This window comes from Flavobacterium sp. 22659 (assembly GCF_052044235.1).
GTDB classification, from domain to species: domain Bacteria; phylum Bacteroidota; class Bacteroidia; order Flavobacteriales; family Flavobacteriaceae; genus Flavobacterium; species Flavobacterium johnsoniae.
Genome location: NZ_JBQEMU010000002.1, coordinates 151637 through 169645, shown reverse-complemented (window position 1 = coordinate 169645; position 18009 = coordinate 151637). Strand labels below are relative to the sequence as shown.

At 36.6% G+C, this 18009-nt stretch carries 9 protein-coding genes; all 9 read right to left on the bottom strand.

All coding sequences use genetic code 11. From position 1 onward, the window contains the following. Positions 1-70: 70 nt before the first annotated feature. Positions 71-2014: a glycoside hydrolase family 97 catalytic domain-containing protein gene (locus ACTJIW_RS02900; RefSeq protein ID WP_440715673.1), complete on the bottom strand. Its 1944-nt coding sequence runs from the start codon at positions 2012-2014 to the stop codon at positions 71-73. 60 nt (positions 2015-2074) lie between these two features. Continuing rightward, positions 2075-4669, bottom strand: a complete 2595-nt coding sequence (xyl3A, locus tag ACTJIW_RS02895; protein WP_440715672.1) for a xylan 1,4-beta-xylosidase — start codon at positions 4667-4669, stop codon at positions 2075-2077. A gap of 42 nt (positions 4670-4711) precedes the next feature. Continuing rightward, on the bottom strand, positions 4712-6268 hold the full coding sequence (locus tag ACTJIW_RS02890) for a glycoside hydrolase family 43 protein (protein WP_440715671.1): 1557 nt from the start codon (positions 6266-6268) through the stop codon (positions 4712-4714). 32 nt (positions 6269-6300) lie between these two features. After that, positions 6301-8598 (bottom strand): beta-L-arabinofuranosidase domain-containing protein, encoded by a 2298-nt coding sequence (locus ACTJIW_RS02885; protein WP_440715670.1) that lies wholly within the window; start codon positions 8596-8598, stop codon positions 6301-6303. Between the two features lie 18 nt (positions 8599-8616). Beyond that, positions 8617-11142 carry a glycosyl hydrolase 115 family protein gene (locus ACTJIW_RS02880; RefSeq protein WP_440715669.1) on the bottom strand — a complete coding sequence of 842 codons (2526 nt, stop codon included), beginning with the start codon at positions 11140-11142 and terminating at the stop codon, positions 8617-8619. A 22-nt stretch (positions 11143-11164) separates the two neighbouring features. Continuing rightward, positions 11165-12847, bottom strand: coding sequence for a sialate O-acetylesterase (locus ACTJIW_RS02875; protein ID WP_012025855.1), 1683 nt, complete (start codon positions 12845-12847; stop codon positions 11165-11167). Between the two features lie 51 nt (positions 12848-12898). After that, positions 12899-14143 carry an SGNH/GDSL hydrolase family protein gene (locus ACTJIW_RS02870; protein ID WP_440715668.1) on the bottom strand — a complete coding sequence of 415 codons (1245 nt, stop codon included), beginning with the start codon at positions 14141-14143 and terminating at the stop codon, positions 12899-12901. Between the two features lie 55 nt (positions 14144-14198). Next, positions 14199-15914, bottom strand: a complete 1716-nt coding sequence (locus ACTJIW_RS02865; RefSeq protein ID WP_440715667.1) for a glycoside hydrolase family 43 protein — start codon at positions 15912-15914, stop codon at positions 14199-14201. A 145-nt stretch (positions 15915-16059) separates the two neighbouring features. Further along, positions 16060-18000, bottom strand: coding sequence for a RagB/SusD family nutrient uptake outer membrane protein (locus ACTJIW_RS02860; RefSeq protein ID WP_012025858.1), 1941 nt, complete (start codon positions 17998-18000; stop codon positions 16060-16062). Positions 18001-18009: the final 9 nt, after the last annotated feature.

Sequence of the window (18009 nt, the reverse complement as noted above, 5' to 3'; positions counted from 1 at the left end):
ATCTATATATGGCTGATTTATAAAAACACAATATTGGGTTGATTATATCAGAAGATGTTCTTTCTATAATTTAGTTCAGTATTAGTATTCCACCGTTGGCTGGAATTTTTATTTCTATTTCCTTGTTCTTTTTAAGATGTACTGTTTTTACTTTTCCGTTTAGTTTTTCATCATCAAAATAACAGGTTAATGATGCATCAGAAACCATCATTGGAAGTTTTAATTTCACGCTTAAGGTTTCCTTTTGAGCATTAACTCCTGCGATGTACCACTTTGTTCCTTTTCTGCGGGCCAGAATAACATATTTACCCGGATATCCATCTAAAAAACGAACTTCGTCCCAAGTCGTGGGAACTTCTTTCATGAACTTTACCGCCCAATCCGGAGCATCAGTTAAATTGTTTGGTGCCAGTGCAAAATGCTGTACACCGCTTTGAAAAAGTACTGCCGTTGCCAAAGCAAACACATCTGAAGTAATTCGTTTTGAACCTTTATTGGGAGTATTGTCACTATTGTAAAATTTGTTTAGAGCGCTTCCGCCAAAATCCATACTTCCTACAGTATTTCTAATAAATGGATGTATCGACGCATTCATCGCTTCTTTGTCACAGCTTGCTTGTCCAAAATGCAGATTTTCACTCGCTAACACCGCTTCACTTGAAGCATAATTAGGATACATACGCTCCCAGCCTCTTGGTAATGTACAGCCGTGAAAAATAACCATTAGTCCAAAATCGTTAGCATCATTCAAAATATCTTCATACAGTTTCATGGTTACTTGTTTGTCGCCTCCAAAAAAATCTACTTTGATACCTTTTATACCAATTTCTCTTAACCACGCCATTTCCTTACGACGAATGATACTGTTATCCATCATTCCTCTTGGTCCTTGAGGCGCATCGTTCCAATATCCATTTGAATTGTACCATAAATACAAGCCGACACCTTTTTCGACTCCATATTGTGCCAGTTCGGCGATTTTATCTTTTCCTATTTGAGTGTCCCAAAGTGCATCAACCAAAATGGTCTCATATCCCATGCTGGCACTGAAATCTATATATTGTTTCTGCACCGGAAACGTAGTATTGTTATCCATTTTTATAATCCAGCTCCATGAACCTTTGGTATATTTATATTCTTTTGAAGCTTGGTATTTTGGTTTTACTAAATCAAAAGGAATTGTAGTTTCTACAATAGGATTCAGAGTTTCGCCCACAGTAATAGTTCTCCACGGTGTTTCGCCAATAAGCGGTATACCTGGAGCTGTTGTTCCGTTTCCGTTATTTTCTCCTGCCATTGGAAAACCAATAGTATACAATCCCTTTTCGTGCCCTATTAATCTGCTGGCACAATAACCGCTGTCTATGCCGGTTTCAGATAATAAAACCCATCCGTTATTATTCACTTTAAAAAGACAAGGAAATGTATATCCTTCACCAATACCGTTTTTCCCTATAGGTTCGTCTAATGTATATGAGGTTTCATAACTGGGCATAGTTCTGGCAAATCCGGTCATGGATTTACTCTGCGGACAAAGAAATGTTGTCGTACCTTCCGGCAGAAGAAAACCTGAAGCTTCTCCCTCTACCACGCAGGAACGGCTTTCCTTTTGCGGATATACTTTATATTTAAAAGCCGCATTGTTATTGCTCACTCTAAATATAATGTCAATCGCTGCTTTATTTTCTTTAGTAAAAGAGAAAACAGCTTCATTGGCTTCATAATAAACATTGCTGTTTTTTATATTAGGAAGCTGGTAATTTTCGTCAATTTTATTTTGAACCGGATTTGTTTTTAAAGCTAATCCGGTTGTAAAATCTTCAATATTGGTTTTAAGACCAAGAGGCGACTTTTCTAAAAACGTTTTTTCATTATAAGAAATACTATAAAAAGGCTGACCGTTAGAAACAAAAAGAGAAACTTTAAGTTTTCCGTCGGGGCTTTTTATAACTGATTGTGCATTTAGGCTTAAAAAACTAAAAAGACATAAACATAAAACATATTTAAAACTCATAATTCGCTGTAGATTAATTACTTTTTTATTTGATAAGAAATTTAAGAGGCAGTCTTTTATTTACTGAATAACCACTTTGGCTGTTTTTAAATCTTTAGTATCCGAACTGTTTCCATAATACACTTCATATTCGCCGGAAGCGATATTCATACCTCTGGTTTTAGCATCATAAAACTCAAATGAAGATGCGGGTAAATCGATTGTAACATTTTGTTTTTCGCCTGCCTTTAACTCAATTCGTTTAAAAGCTTTTAATGTTTTTAACGGGCCTTCTGCATCATTCAATTTTCGGACATACACCTGAACAATCTCTGTTCCGCTGCGCTTACTGCTGTTTTTTATTGAAAATTTCAGCTGTGTATCTTCATTCGGTTTTATCTTGCTTTTACTTAGATTTCCAGCCTGAATATCGAATTTAGAATAGCTTAAGCCAAACCCAAACGGAAACAAAACATCTGTGGTATAACGATACGTGCGCCCTTTAAGCGAATAATCTTCGAAGTCGCCTAATTTATCTGAGTTTTTATAAAATGAAACTGGCAGTTTCCCCGCAGGGTTATAATCTCCAAAAAGTACATCGGCGACAGCCTGTCCTCCTGATTCTCCCGGATACCACGCCTGTAAAATAGCATCACAGCTTTCTGTTTCTGGTGTTAAAGCAATAGCAGATCCAGAACAGTTTACAAAAATTACTTTTTTACCTGCTGCTTTAAGTTCTTTTAAGCATTTTCTCTGCACAGCAGGAAGTTCAATGTTGGTTCTGTCGCCTCCTTTAAAACCGGGAAAAGAAACAGGCATTTCTTCCCCTTCTAATAAAGTCGAAAGTCCTCCTGCAAAAATTACGGTGTCAATGCCTTTTAATTTTTGAATCAAGGCTTTAAAGTCGATATCAAACTCTTTTCCAAAATCAAATTCTAAGTTAGCCTGCCAATCATTGGATTGTGCAAAAAGAATTTCGATTTTATATTTCTTGCCTGCTTCAACCGGAAACGGGATTTTTCCAGGAACAGTACGCCAGTTGGTATATTTTGCGATCGATTTACCGTTAACTAATAATTCAAAAGCACCTGTCGCTCCGGTTTTAAAAACAAGGTTTTCAGTTTTTTTTGCTGTAAATTCGGCTTCATATTTTGCAGAGAATCCTTCTAGTTTAACTCCTGAAGCAAATTCATGCTGACCTGCTGTGGTCATTTTTATAGGATTTAATATTTGCTGCGAAATAACACTGTTTCCTTCTCTATTAGGGCTATTCCAATAAACTGCTTTCATTCCTTTTTTTCCTTCAAAAGAAATTTGATCAAAATACGTCTCTGTTACTTTGTCTTCAACTAAATCACAAGATTTATCATACAGCACTTTATTAGCAGCCAGTTTTCCCTCAATTCCTTTTTTAATGGTAATAGTTTTATTGGGAGTTCCATTATAGTTTCCCCATAACATTGGTTCGTTATCAGCATTTGGACCTATAACTGCCACTTTATTTACGTTTTTATTTAAAGGGAGAATATTATTTTTATTCTGTAAAAGCGTCATTGACTTTTGAGCCATTTCTAAAGCCAATTGCTGATGTTCTTTACTGTTCAAGACACTTGCCGGAATTTGAGCCCAGGGTACAATCGAGTCATCGTCCATTTCGCCCAAATCAAAACGGCCTATTAAAACACGAAGCAGACTTTTATTGATTTCTTCTTCCTTGATTAAATCTTTCTCAACGGCTTCCGGAAGTTTTTTAAACGGATATTTATCCCATACACATTCTACATCAGTTCCTGCCAATACAGCTTTTGATGCTGCATGAACCTCATCTGATGAAACTTTATGTGTGGTATAAAAATCAGTAACGGCACCGCAGTCTGAAACTACCAGATATTGAAATCCCCATTCATCGCGAAGAATACGCTGTAATAATCGGGTGTTACTGCAACAAGGTTCATCATCTAATCGCTGATACGCACACATTACCTGTCTTACATCGGCTTCTTGTACTAATGCCTTAAATGCAGGCAGATAGGTTTCGTATAATTCACGCGGATTTACATTATTCAAATTCAATTCATGTCTGCTCCATTCAGGTCCTGAATGAACAGCAAAATGTTTGGCGCAGGCTAAAAGTTTTCGGTATTTTGCATCTGCTGGTCCCTGAAGTCCTTTTACAACCGAAACTCCCATTCTGGAAGTCAAATAAGGATCTTCACCATAGGTTTCCTGTCCGCGCCCCCAGCGTGGGTCTCTAAAGATATTTACATTGGGCGTCCAGACTGAAAGGCTTAAAAAACGTTTGTTTTCATTTCCGTTTTGTATCCATTGGTTGTATTTTGCACGGCCTTCATCTGAAACTGCATCAAATACACGAAAAACCAATTGATCGTCAAACGATGCTGCCATACCTATTGGTTCAGGAAAAACGGTAACATTATCGTTATTGGCATAACCATGCAAAGCTTCGCTCCACCAGTTAAACTTTTTAATTCCTAATCGGGGAATTGCATCACTCTGATCGCACATTAAAGCTGCTTTTTCTTCGAGCGTTAATCGGGAAATTAAATCTTCTGCACGTTTTTTAGAACTAAGCGACGGATCTTTATAAGGATACTGCTGCGCGTTTAAATTGAAAAAGCATAGTAAACTTAAAAGATACAGATAATTATTTTTCATGTTTTTTCTTTTGAATTAAAGATTCTGCTGTTCGTCTATCATTTAATTTTTATTCTCAAGATGGAAGTAATCAAAATCGACATAACCTCCTAAGGTTTTCTCTGCATAGTTAAAAAGACCAAATCTGTAGCCCATAAAATGAGGAAGCGTATAAGGCAGTTTTATTTCGTTCCCTATGCTCATCCATTCTTTTCCGTTAAGGCTGTAGTAAAAGTGTCCTAAATCTGTTTTGTCTTTAAAATTGCATGAAGCTTTGAAATAGATTTTATTTCCGGAGAAAGGAACACTTTGAATCTCTTTTGAAATGCCGTTTACTGTTTCAATCATGACAATTCTTTTTGATCCGTTTTCTGCTTTTACGCCAACAAGTCCAAAATCTTTTTGAAATAAAGTAAGTCCAGCAAAATCACCATCTTTCATTTGAGAAACTTCCAAAAGTGTCGTTCCTGAACATTCTGGTCCAAACGTTCTTTGTGTAAGCGTATTTTTTGCCTGAGTTAAAGTGTTTGCTATAGAAGCAGTTTTTAATCGTAAGTATCCTTTTCTTTCCTGAACAGACCATAACGAATTATCAGGATTATGGTTCCACTGCCAGACTAAAGGCAGATCTTTTTCTCCTTTTTTTCGGCTGAAATCATCTGAATTCACAATTCCCGGAATTAATCCTTTACTTTTGGGTAAATCAAGATATTGAGGCACTTTATTATTTTCACCCAAAACAGGCCAGCCATCGACCCATTTTACAGGCACAAAATATGGAATACGGCCAACGCCTCCATAATCTCTAAATAAATACGAAAACCATTTTCCGTCTGGAGTGTCAATTAAACCTCCTTGTGCCACACCTAAATCCTGTAAACCAATCTTTCCTTCCCACGGTCCTGAAATTTTATCGGCTCTGTGAATAAGCACTGTACGCATTCCGTCTTTTGGCCAGACAATATTAAACAGATAATACTTTCCGTTTATTTTGTACAATTGAGAACCTTCTGCTCCCAGCATAATGTTATTTCCTGCCGGACTGCTGGCATTTTCAATCAATACCTGATCTAGTCCGTTTTCTTTTATTCCTGATAAATCTGATTTTAATTCTTTAATAAAAAGTTTCCCATTTCCATACACCATATAAACTCTGTCATCGTTATCAAACAAAATACTGTGATCGTGATACGCGGGACTAAAACTAATTTCTTTCCAAGGCCCTTTTTCGATATCTTTTGTGGTATATACATATGTCTTTCCGGTAGTCTGGGAAAAAGTAGTTACATAAAACATATTGTTATGAAATCTTATATTACTTGCCCATGAACCTCGTCCGTAAGTGTTTTTGCCATTATCCAGATTTAGTTCATCACTGCTTCCTAAAGTATCATACGCATAGTTTATAATTTTCCAGTTAATTAAATCTTTTGATTTCATTATAGGAACGCCCGGATTCATGTGCATTGTGGTACTGCTCATATAATAATCACTTCCGATCCTGATAATGGATAAATCTGGAACATCTGCAAAAATTACAGGGTTTTGTGCTTTTTTATCCTGCGCATTAGATCCGGTAAGAATTAAAAAAATCGCTAATAGGTTATAGAGTACTTTCATGGTTTTATTTTCTGAACTTTTAAACTTTCCCGTTAATTTTTCACGATTCGTAATTGGTAAAACTTAGGACTTACTTTTCCGTCTTTAGCTGTTATTTTAATTGCTATAACGTCTTGTTTTGCAATATCGAGCCTGATTATTTTATTTTCTAAAGAGACTATTTCTGCTGGTTTGCTGTTGATCGTTATAGTAATATCATTGGTACTCATTGTATCCAAAATACTTATATCAAGATACTTTCCTGATTTGTCTTTGTTTATCATTTGATAGGAAATATAAGACTGGGTATTTCTCCAAAATCGGCCGTCGTCATATCCTGAATTACTTTTTTCTCCTCTGTACAAATGATCAACTTCTGGCTGTTGTTCTCCGCAGTTAATTTTATCTATAGTATTTGCTTCAAGCGCCATTTCTTTTATTTCCTGCTGTCGCAGTATTTCCTGTTTTTCTTTAAATTCATCTTTAGTAAAGGTTTGGAAATATATTTGATAACGTGCATCATGCAGTTCAAAAAAAGGTTCTAATTCTAAGGAGTCTAAAACAAAACGCATATTGCCAAGTTCTTTAAGTCTGGAAACATAACTTGCTTTTTCGCCAACAAGTGCATAAGCTTTATCCATTGGCATGTATTTTCCCGAAGCGACGTGACCCATACGGCTGTCATCTGCAAATAATCCGTCTAATGCCTCTGTAGAAGTTTTGGCAGCTAAAACAATTGGGCCGTTTACAAAAGCACTCCAGTTAGAACCATCAGGCAATTGCTCTAAATGGGTTTTCGTTTCAAATTCAATGCGTACATGGTCTTTTGATTTCCATTTTCTTTTAAGACTGATATAACCCGATGGTTTTAATTCTGTTTTCTGCTCTTTATCGTTGATGAATACTTTAAAGTTTTCTGCCCATTTTGGACGGCGGATATTTAAATCAAAAGTTTTTGCTTTTTTGAGATTAAGAATAATTTCGGTGCTGTTTTCATAAGGGAATTTTGTACGCTGTTCGATTACAATTCCTTTTTCATTCCAGTTTAGTGTTGATGCTATAAAGAGATTGACAAAAACTTCCTCATCAAAATGGCTGTAAATTAATTCTCCATATTTAGTATGATTCTCCAATCCAGATCCTACACAGCACCACATACTGGTTTCGGGTTGTGAATAAACCCGATAATGATTGGGTCTAATGGGTGTAAAGTAAACAAAACCTCCTTTTTCCGGATGCTGGCTTGACAGTATATGATTGTAAAGCGTGCGTTCGTAGAAATCGAGATAATTCATCTCTTGTTTTTCCAGAAATAAGGCTTTACTGAGACGTTCCATGTTATAGGAATTACAGGTTTCCGGTCCTTCATTTGACTTAAGCATGCCGCTGAAATCATTGATAGGATTAAAATGTTCTGAAACACTGTTGCCGCCAAAAGCCACGCTTCGTTTTTGAGTTACATTATCCCAAAAAAAAGTAACTGCTTCTGACCATTTTTTATCTGCTGAAATAGAAGCAATTTTTTCAAAACCAATAACTTTGGGAATTTGAGTATTGGCATGTAGCCCGGTAAGTTTATCTTCTTTCTTTATTAAAGATTCTAAAAAACTCTTTTGGGAAATTTTTTGAGCTGTTTCCAGATATTTTTTATCCTTCGTAATAAGATATAAATCTGCAAAAGACTCGTTAATGCCTCCATGTTCTGTTTTTAGAATTTTCTGGATCTGATCGTCACTCAGTGGTTTTATCATTTCAATAAACCAGTCTCCCAATTTTATTAAAACTTCTTTTGCCTGCTGGTTTCCTGTATATTGATAAGCATCGTTTAATCCTGCAAAAAGTTTATGGATATTGTAAATGGGAACCCAGGTATTGTTTAAGCCAAAACTGCTTCCGTCAATATCTCCTTTATGAATGCGGTCCCAAAAAACTTTTCCCTGCGGAATCCCGCCAACATATCCATTTCCGTTTTTATCCTGACATCTGGCTAATTCAGAAATCATATAATCTAATCTGCTTTTAAGCTCCGGATTTCCTGTAGAAGCATACATCATCGATAATGCCGATAAATAATGTCCGGCAATATGACCGTCAAGCCCCAGACTTTCCCAATTACCGTAACGAGTTGACTTTACCGGAAGACCAGCATCAATTAAATAAGGCGCAAGAAGTTTATCCGGATTAAGGGCAAGCATATATTTAAAATCAACATCCTGTGCCTTTTTAAAAGGTCCGTCTCCTAATCTCACTTCCTGTAACGGAAATGTTTTCATTTGAGCTGCTGCTGAAAACGTAATGCATACTGCTATTAAACATCCTAGTTTATTATATTTCTCAAAGATATTTACCATAATTTTATTGAATTAAAACTAATCCTGTGAAACCCTGTCGCTTTCGGGCGCACCGAGATAAGACGGTTTTAATCCGCCGGTATTTATTAAAATCTTCTGAAGAACAATTCCGGGATCCAGTACGCGAAAACGCAGTGTATGTCTGCCTGGTTTCAAAATCTGGTGCGACGTAAGGGAATGGATCATGTGTTCTGCCTGCCATTTTCCGAGTTCGCCGCGATATTTCTCGTTAAAATTTACAAGCTGCGGTTTTTCGTCATCAAAAGAAACTTCATAACGAAGCCCTTTGTTGCTGTTAAAATTAAGTGTAGGCGCTAGTAATAATTCAACATTAAAAGTTCCGGTCGAAGTAAAATCAATTTCATATTCTACAAAAATATTTTCCTTTGTGTCCGGATAAAGGTTTTGGGGTAATGTCGTAATGCCGCTTTTTGTTTTTCCAAAATCAGGAATTGTTTCCCAATGAATTCTTTTTGAATTGTTTGCTTTAGAAAAATGTGCGGCTTCTATAGAAACATAACCGTCTTTTTCTACAAATACTTTTCGTTCTGTTTTTTCAGAGGCAGTAATGTATTGTATTTCAGGTAAAATATTTTTAGGAGTATCAAACCAGTTTTTGTAACCAATGCGCATTTGATCCATCATGTGAGGCCATTTTCCATTGGCAATTTCGTTATTGTATTTGTTTTGAAGAACAGAATCGCGTGTGAACTTAGTCTTCACCAAATCGGCATAATAATTAGCCTGAATATCTTTCTGTTTGTATAATTTTTTATTCAACGCTTGTGCAAAATACATTTCATAGAGATTACTGCAGGCGTCTATAGGATATAAAACGAGCTGGAAATAAGCATCTTTATATTCCTGAGGTAAATCATTATAAACTCTGTAGGCATCAAGTGCCAGATTTTTATAATCGTTTACTACATTTTGAAATTCATTGTAATTTTCAAGACTGTAAGTTTGACTGTCGAGCATTTCTGGTGTTACACGACGATTGAATTTGGGATACGTATTTAAAAATCCGGCAATTTCTTTTGAATGTTTTTCTCCAAACTGCTCTGCAGCCCATTTTTCGGTAAATTCAAATAAATTCTGCGGATTAAATTTCTTAGGATTCCATGCCATATCGAGAAAAAAACTGATAGGAAACTCCATTGGTTTAAGATCACCAACATTCACAATCCAGACTTTATCTGCACCATGCTCATAACTAAGATTCATTTGTTCCCAGACTCTTTGTATCGGACTTATATTAATCCATTTTGAATTTCTTGGACCTCCAACGTAATCGAAATGATAATACATACCGTAACCGCCCTTATGCAGAGGTTTACTTAAATCTGGAAGTTTACGGACATTTCCCCAGTTATCATCACAGAATAATAAAATTACATCGTCCGGAACACGCATTCCCTGATCGTAATAATCCTGAACTTCTTTGTATAAAGCCCAAACCTGAGGCGTTTTGTCTGGACTTTGTCCGGTTTCCTGCGAAATAATACGGCGCTGTTCTTTTACTATATTTTCGAGCAGACTTATATTAGTTCCTTCGCTCATGGCTTCATCGCCGTCTCCACGCATACCTATGGTTACTAGTTTTTCCCAGTTTTTACTTCGTACGATACCGCTTTTCCAGAATTCATCTAAAACAGTTTTATTTTTAGAATAATCCCAAACATTAGGGAGATTGTTTTTTTTGATATAACGGTGCCAGTCTGTTTGAGCCAAAGCCATTGGTTCATGGTGGGATGTTCCCATTATAATTCCCATTTCATTAGCAAGAGGTCCGCTTAACGGATCATCATCATAAAAAGCATTCCCCCACATGGCAGGCCACATATAATTGGACTTTAAACGAAGTAATAATTCGAAAACTTTCTCATAGAACTTACTATTAAATCCGCCGAATGTTTTTTTTGCCCAGCCGCTCAATGCGGGAGCTTCATCATTTAAAAAGATTCCTCTGTATTTTACAGCCGGTTCTCCATCGCTGTACGTTCCTTTTATAAAATAAAGTGTTTCACTTTTCTTTACCGGAACATCTGCCCAGTAATACCAGGGTGAAACTCCTATTTGTCTGGATAATTCATAAATGCCGTAAATTGTACCGCGTTTGTCACTGCCTGCAATTACAATAGCTTCTTCAACTCCTTTGAACGGATTTTTGACGTGCTGGATAATAAATTTTTCATTTTTCCCTTTAAGCTCTTTTCCGTTGATTTTCTTTTGCTTTATTAAATCATCAATGACTGAATTTCCTGCCATTCCAATTATAATAAGAGGGGAAGAATCTGCTGGGTTTTGATTCAGAATAACAGGTTTTGAACCCGTAACTTTTTCAAAATCTGATTGGAGATTATATACGGCGCGCATGATACCAGCATCAAGCGTAGTATTTATGAAAAAAGACGGCTGTACTGATTTTTCTTTCAGCACCATAACGTTAGAACTTTTTTCATGGGTAATGAAAGGTTCTGCTGCTTTTAAAGGGCTGTAAATACAGATAATCAATAAGGCAATCCATGTTGAAAGACTTTTCATTTTATTTTCTCTTAATTAAAAATTACTTCTCGATAGTATAGGCAGATATGCTGTATTTTTGAAAAACTAAGGGATCAACCTCTTTAAATAAAAACTGTGAAAACATATAAAGTCCATTTTTCCAGACTTTAAAGTCATGTACTCCCGGCTCGATGTAGTAAATATGAGGAACATTATTTTTAGCCAGATAATCATGTGTGCGGGTGCTGTTTTCTATAAGCCAGTCTTTATCACCGCATGAAATCCAAAGCAGTTTGAGTTTCTTTTTTGCTTCTTCGGGTTTTGCTAATAATTCTGTTCCTATTTTTGTATTAGGCGCAGCCGAAAAAGCTCCAACCCACGCAAATTGATCTAAATTCCCCAATCCGAAATTTAAAGACTGTCCGCCTCCCATAGATAAACCTGCAATAGCACGATGTTCCCTGTCTTTTAAAACCGGATATTTTTTTTCGATAAAAGGAATTAAATCGTTTAAAAGGTCTTTTTCAAAAACACTAAAAGCTTTTACTTTATCTGCCGCCATGATATCGCCGCCGGCTCTGTCGTCTTTCATTGCTCTGCCGTTTGGCATTACTACGATCATAGGTTCAAGCTTTCCATCAGCATAAAGATTATCCAATATAACATTGGGCTGTCCACCGTTTAGCCATTCTTTTTCATCTCCACCTATTCCGTGAAGCAGATAGAGAACCGGATATTTTTTATTTTTATTAAATCCCGGAGGCGTATAAATAGTTGCTTTTCTGGTTGAACCTACTGTTTTAGATTCGTAACTTACTATTTCGACCTTGCCTTGCGGAGCATTTGCGTTTACCTCATCAAATCCAAGAGGGGCACGAACAATAAAAGGTTCTTTGCCGTTAAATAGCATATATCCTGATAGGGACAGCATTTTATCGGCATAACGTTTGCCTAATTCTCTGTAACCTTCGGGGCTGAAATGCAGGAAATCAGCATCTGCTTTACATCCTTTTGAAGAAATAATATAAGAGTTTGGCAGTACCTGAGGCAGTTTTGCAATGATCTTATTCATACTGCCGCATTTACCATTCTGATCTTCATTTACGGTTTCTCCGGAAAGTAATGGTACTTTTTTCGGATCAAGATTGAGATCTTTAATTAAATTATCATAAACAATTTTTACTTTTTGAGGCCAGAGTGTATCGCCTGTATTTGATTCTCCCTGATGAAGCAGAATGCCTTTTATAACGCCTTTTTTCTGAGCAATTTTAGCCATTTCTACCAATCTCCCGTATGGATTACCGTCGTATTGTTTTACGATATTTTTTAACCAGTCGGGAGAATTAGCGACATAACTTTCAAAATTATTCTTATCAAAAAGTTCTATTTTACAGCCTCCAACAGCAACATTTACAACACCGACTTTTATATTCTGCGGAAGGTTCGATATCATAGTTCTTCCAAAATAATCCATTGGGGTAAGTCCTGTGGTACATCTGCATAAAGGCGGAACAGCTGTATACCATTTCCCTTTTTCGCGTCCCATTTCAGGACAGTCAACTGCCGACAAAACCTGAAAGCGTTCGTTGACACCTGTTTTATCCTGAGGTTCTATTTTGGCAAAACCTTCCATATTCGATTGTCCGAAACTTAAATACACATGGAAATTCGGATCTTGGGAATATCCTTTCTGTGCTGTTAAAAAAAGAATCGTAAATATTGAAAACCTGATTATTAATTTCATTTTATACTTTAATTAAAATTTGCAATTAAAAATTAGTCTTGTGAAATCGTGTTATTGAAACAAATCTAAATCAACGGTTTCTCCCATTCTTTGATATCCTTTTTCATTGGGATGTAAAAAATCGTTGTCGTGCATATCTGGCAAAATTGTTTTAGAGCCAACGTCTGAAGCCATTGCTTTATCAAAATCAATTACAGCATCAAAATTGCCTTTGGTTCTAATCCATTCGTTTACAATATCTCGTGCATCTTGTTTAAAAGGCGCATCATAAAAGGATTTTTCAAATGGCAGAATTGTACCGCCAAATACTTTTATACCTTTGGCATGGGCTTTATCAATCATAACTTTATAGCCTTCTATAATTTCTTTTGCTGTGACTGATGCATCTTCTGCTTTTCGAATGCCGCCAATGTCATTTATTCCTTCCAGAATAATAAGCCATTTGGTCCCGCTTTGAGAAAGTACATCTCTGTCAAAACGATTTAAGGCCGTTGGTCCTAATCCTCCCCTTACTACACAATTCCCTCCAATTCCTAAATTAAGCACACCAATATGGGCTGTGTTTTTATTCGCATTTAGACGTGATGCTAAAATATCTGTCCAGCGGTTTTGTTTGTTTGTTCCAGATCCGCGGCCGTCGATAATTGAATTTCCTAAGCATACAACATTACTCTCATTTTTAACTGAACTAATGTCGACTCCCATAATAGAATACCAATGGTCTGTTTTTACTGCTCCTGCAAAAGATTCGTTATTGATATGATCGCCTTGTAAAATATAAGAAGTTGTGCGGGAACCGGGATGACCTGATACGTTTGATGAAATTTCGCCATAATGAATGGTAATGGCTAAAAGCTGTCCTGGCTGTAATTCAAAATCAAAAGCATCTGAATATACTACCTCATCAGCTCCCAGTGTTACTTGCGGACTGCCCTTAAAACTCAATATTTTTTGTGTTTTTATATCTACAGCCGGAGCTTCTGTAACATTGGCAACACTTACCGATTTCAGAACGGCAGGCTGATCGCTAAACAGATTAGAAAAACGAAGTCTAATCTGTTTACCGCCCAGCGATACTTTAATAATCTGACGAAGTGTATTCTGTGCTAATCCGGGTTCAGGAGGCATATTTTTTGGTTCAACAAGAATTTGAGCTGTTGCCCAGGTGCCTGTCCAGTTTTGATCTTCTTTTTTATCTCCCGTTTTAATTAATGCTTTATTCGATGTACACCCTGCCATTACAAACAGCAGATTTAAAAGTACGATCCATTTAACAGACTTTATTTTTACATTCATTTTATTAAAAATTATAAGTTCATTTTCGAATAAAAAAAATTAATTTTTATCCTGATTATGGATGAGCATCATTAGCCGAAGTAGCATATAAACCTACTAATGCCCCTGTAAAATCTCCGGCAGCATTTGTTGAAAGAATATCGCCAGAAACGGTTCCGCCTAAATTTTCAAAATCAACTCCATTTACAGCATAACTGAATTCATAATTGTCTCCCGCAGCTTTTACCTGCAGACGAAGTGTATTTGTTATTTTGATTTTAGAACTTGCTATAATTTTTGACTGTCCTTTTTCTGTTCTTTCCAGTATTATAAAAGTATCATTTCCTTTTTTAGTAATCCCGAAAACATAATTAAAACGTTCATTTTGAAGACATACAATTCCTGCCAGATCTTTTTCTGACTGCAGTTTGTAATCAACTGATGCTGTAAATGAGAAAGTATTGTGCTGTTGTCTGTAAAAAAGTGTCGAAGTAGGTTTCATTTCTTTAATGTTTACTTCAAAAGGCGTTATTTCTAAACCTTTTTTACTTACTGAACTAAAGTTTTCGCGAGGACCTCTTAATCCTATCCATCTGTAATCTAATTTTTGAGAAGTGAAATTTTCGGTAAAAGTGAAATTTCCATTTGGAAAAAACCCATTTTTTCCGGTTTGGTTTGTAACTCCAGCCGGCATTTTTAGTTTTGGCTGCATAGGAACTAATCCGTTTTCAAAAACAGGAAATTCGCCAGACCAGTCTACAGGAAGTATAAAAGTTTCTCTTCCTATATTTACTCTGTCTTTTTCGTTAGGTCGGATTGCCAGGAAAACACCGTAATATTTATTGTCCGGTCCTTGTATTAAATCAGCGTGGCCTGCCCAGTCTACTTTATTGGCTCTGTCTTTTGGAAAATAACGCTGGGTAAGAATCGGGTTATTTGATGCTGGTTTAAAAGGGCCTTTTGGACTATCACTGGTGAAAATAACTTCGCTGTGATTTCCTCCTGTACCGCCTTCGGCACACATTAAATAATATTTCCCATTTTTTTTATATAAATGCGGTGCTTCAATCCAAATAGGTTTTTTAGAAAGGTCTACTCCTCCGTCTACAATAATTTTATCGGTGCCGGGAATTACTTTATCAGTAGTAAGATCATATTCCCAAACTTTAATTACACGGTGTCCTTCGTATAATTCTTTTCCTTTATCGGGTGCGTCATTATGAACGATATATCCTTTGCCATTTTCATCAAAAAAGATTGAAGGATCAATACCGCCGAAGTCTAATTTTATAGGGCTTCCCCATCCTTTCATGGGATCTTTTGTTTTGACAATGATATTTCCAAGGCCACCTGAAAAGGCTGTCACAATCATATAAAAAGTATCATTGTGCGGATTGTAGGTAATTCCGGGTGCATATACTCCTGCGCTGATTCCGGTATCATGCGGATTAAATTCGGATACATTGTTTAAAACACCTCCTAAATCTGTCCAGTTTACTAAATCTTTGGAATGAAAAATAGGCACGCCGGGAAACATTGCAAATGAAGAACATACCATGTAGTAATCATCTCCTTTTTTGGTAATGGCAGGATCTGGATAACATCCCTGTAAAATAGGCGTATAAAATTCGTCTGGTTTTAATGGATTATTTTTATAAATCTGATCATCACCATTGTAAACGACATTAGAAAAAACAGCTGTTTTTTTTGATTGCATTTTTTTCTGAGCAGTTCCTGTATAAGAACACAAAAGTGCTGCTGCCAGTAAAAAAAAGATATTTCCTTTAATCATTTGTGTATTATTTATTTATTCAAAAAAATATTAAAAAGCCGAGAGAAAATGCCCTCGGCTTTCAACTTACAAACTTAAGATCATCAAAAAGTAACCGTAAAATCAACTCTTATAAATAGGATCTAAATTTGTTTAAAAAGTTAATCTAGTAACCCGGATTTTGATATTTAGCTTTTTCATCTGCACTCATTTCCATACCATCTAACTGTCCTTGAGGAATTGGTCTTAAATAATGATGTGCATCAATAGTTCTGGTTACAACTTCAGGTGTATGCTGACCATAGTTAGATCCGCCAATTGAATATTTTCCTGCAATCTCATTCCATTTTTGAGTTCTTACTAAATCATACCAGCGGTATCCTTCTCCAAAAAACTCACGTGAACGTTCTGCTAAAATGTAATTAATATCAATTATTGCCGGAGTTGCAGTGGTCATAGCTGCACTGTTGTCTGCTATTTTTGCTGTATTTCCGTTATTATCCCAGCGCCATTTTCCTGCTCTTGCTCTTATCACGTTTACAAGAGTTCTTGCGCTTAGGGTTCCCGTTGCACCTTTAACAGCAGCTTCTGCCGCTACCAGATACAACTCAGAGAATTTTGCCACTGGGTAAGGTCTTGTACTTGCAGCATTAGGCTGTCCTAATCCGCCCGCATTATCGGTACGATATGGCCCTAATTTCCAGAAACCTGGATATACAATTCTGCTTATTCCGTTTGGAGAAATAACGTAATCTGCTCTTCCCGGTAAAATTCCTGCTCCAACACCGCTGTCACCTTGTCCAGAAGGATAAGTAATTGGTGTTAATGGTTCATCATTTAAAAACGTTAATACAGCGTCGCCAGGTTTAATTGTTAATCCGTTTGCATTGGTTAAAGTCGGTACGGTTGTAAGACCTGTTCCCTGCAAATTCCAGTTACCGCGATAAACTGCTGCAAAAGTTCCGTCATATCTTGAATCATTTGTTTTATCTGCAAAAGTTTTGGTGAAAACTTCAATTGGAGGCGCCATTCTTGTCCATGGACGTCCTAAAAACTGATTGGCTTCACGCTGAACAGAAGAAACCGAAGCGCTTCCGTTTTTACTTCTAATAGAAGTGTAATTCCAGGTTACCATCCAGCCAGCGAAGTTATCAGGTGCTCCGCCGCTTCCGTAAGTAAGACTTCCTCCGTTGTAATATTCGCTTGATTCTGTATGATCTGCATATAACATTACTTCTTTATTTCTGTCATTTGGACCTGCGTTTACATCATAAAAAGAATCCAATAAAGCATAAGGACCAGGATTATTAATTCCTTCTACGGCTAAATCATAAGCCTGCTGAAAATACCATTGTGCATTATGTCCGTCAGGATCTGTACGTGGTGCTTCAGGATAAGTTGGAATATTATTTGGATTTTCCAGCCACCATGCATAAGTCAAATATGCTTTTGCCAATATTAAACGAGCTAATGTTTTGGTTGCAGTACCTGTTAATCGGGCAGCATCCGGCAGTTCAGCAACTGCTGCTTTTAAATCTGGAAAAACAGCTTTTGTATAAACTTCTGGAACTGTATTACGTTTTGAAGATCTCGAAGGTTTACTGTTAAATTTCAATTCTCCAGCTCCTAAATCTAATGGCACACCTCCAAAAGTCTGAACCAATAAGAAATAATCGAAAGCCCTGAAAAATTTTGACTCGGCAATAAGACTGCTTGAAACTCCTACAGCTGCTCCGTTCTCGATTATACCGCTGGCCGTGTTGATATCATTGTATGAATTGTTCCATAAAACATCTGAACGGCTTGAGTTAGGGTTAATTACACCAACTCCTGATAAATCATGATCCTTGAAATTTCCGTCTGCACTCTGCGCATACGTTGCTTCATCTGTACCGGTTTGTGTAGCATTATAAAAATAAGCCTGTCCGTAAATATAACGAAGGTGGGCATAATGAGAAGTTAATCCTTGTATTACTCCCTGTTCTGTTTTAAAATAACCCGGTTCATAAAAATCATGCGGCTTTTCTTCCAGAATATCAGTACAGCTGGCAAAGGAGTATAAAACTACTGATCCTATTATTAAATTTCTAAAAATATATCGTTTCATAGTTCTTCT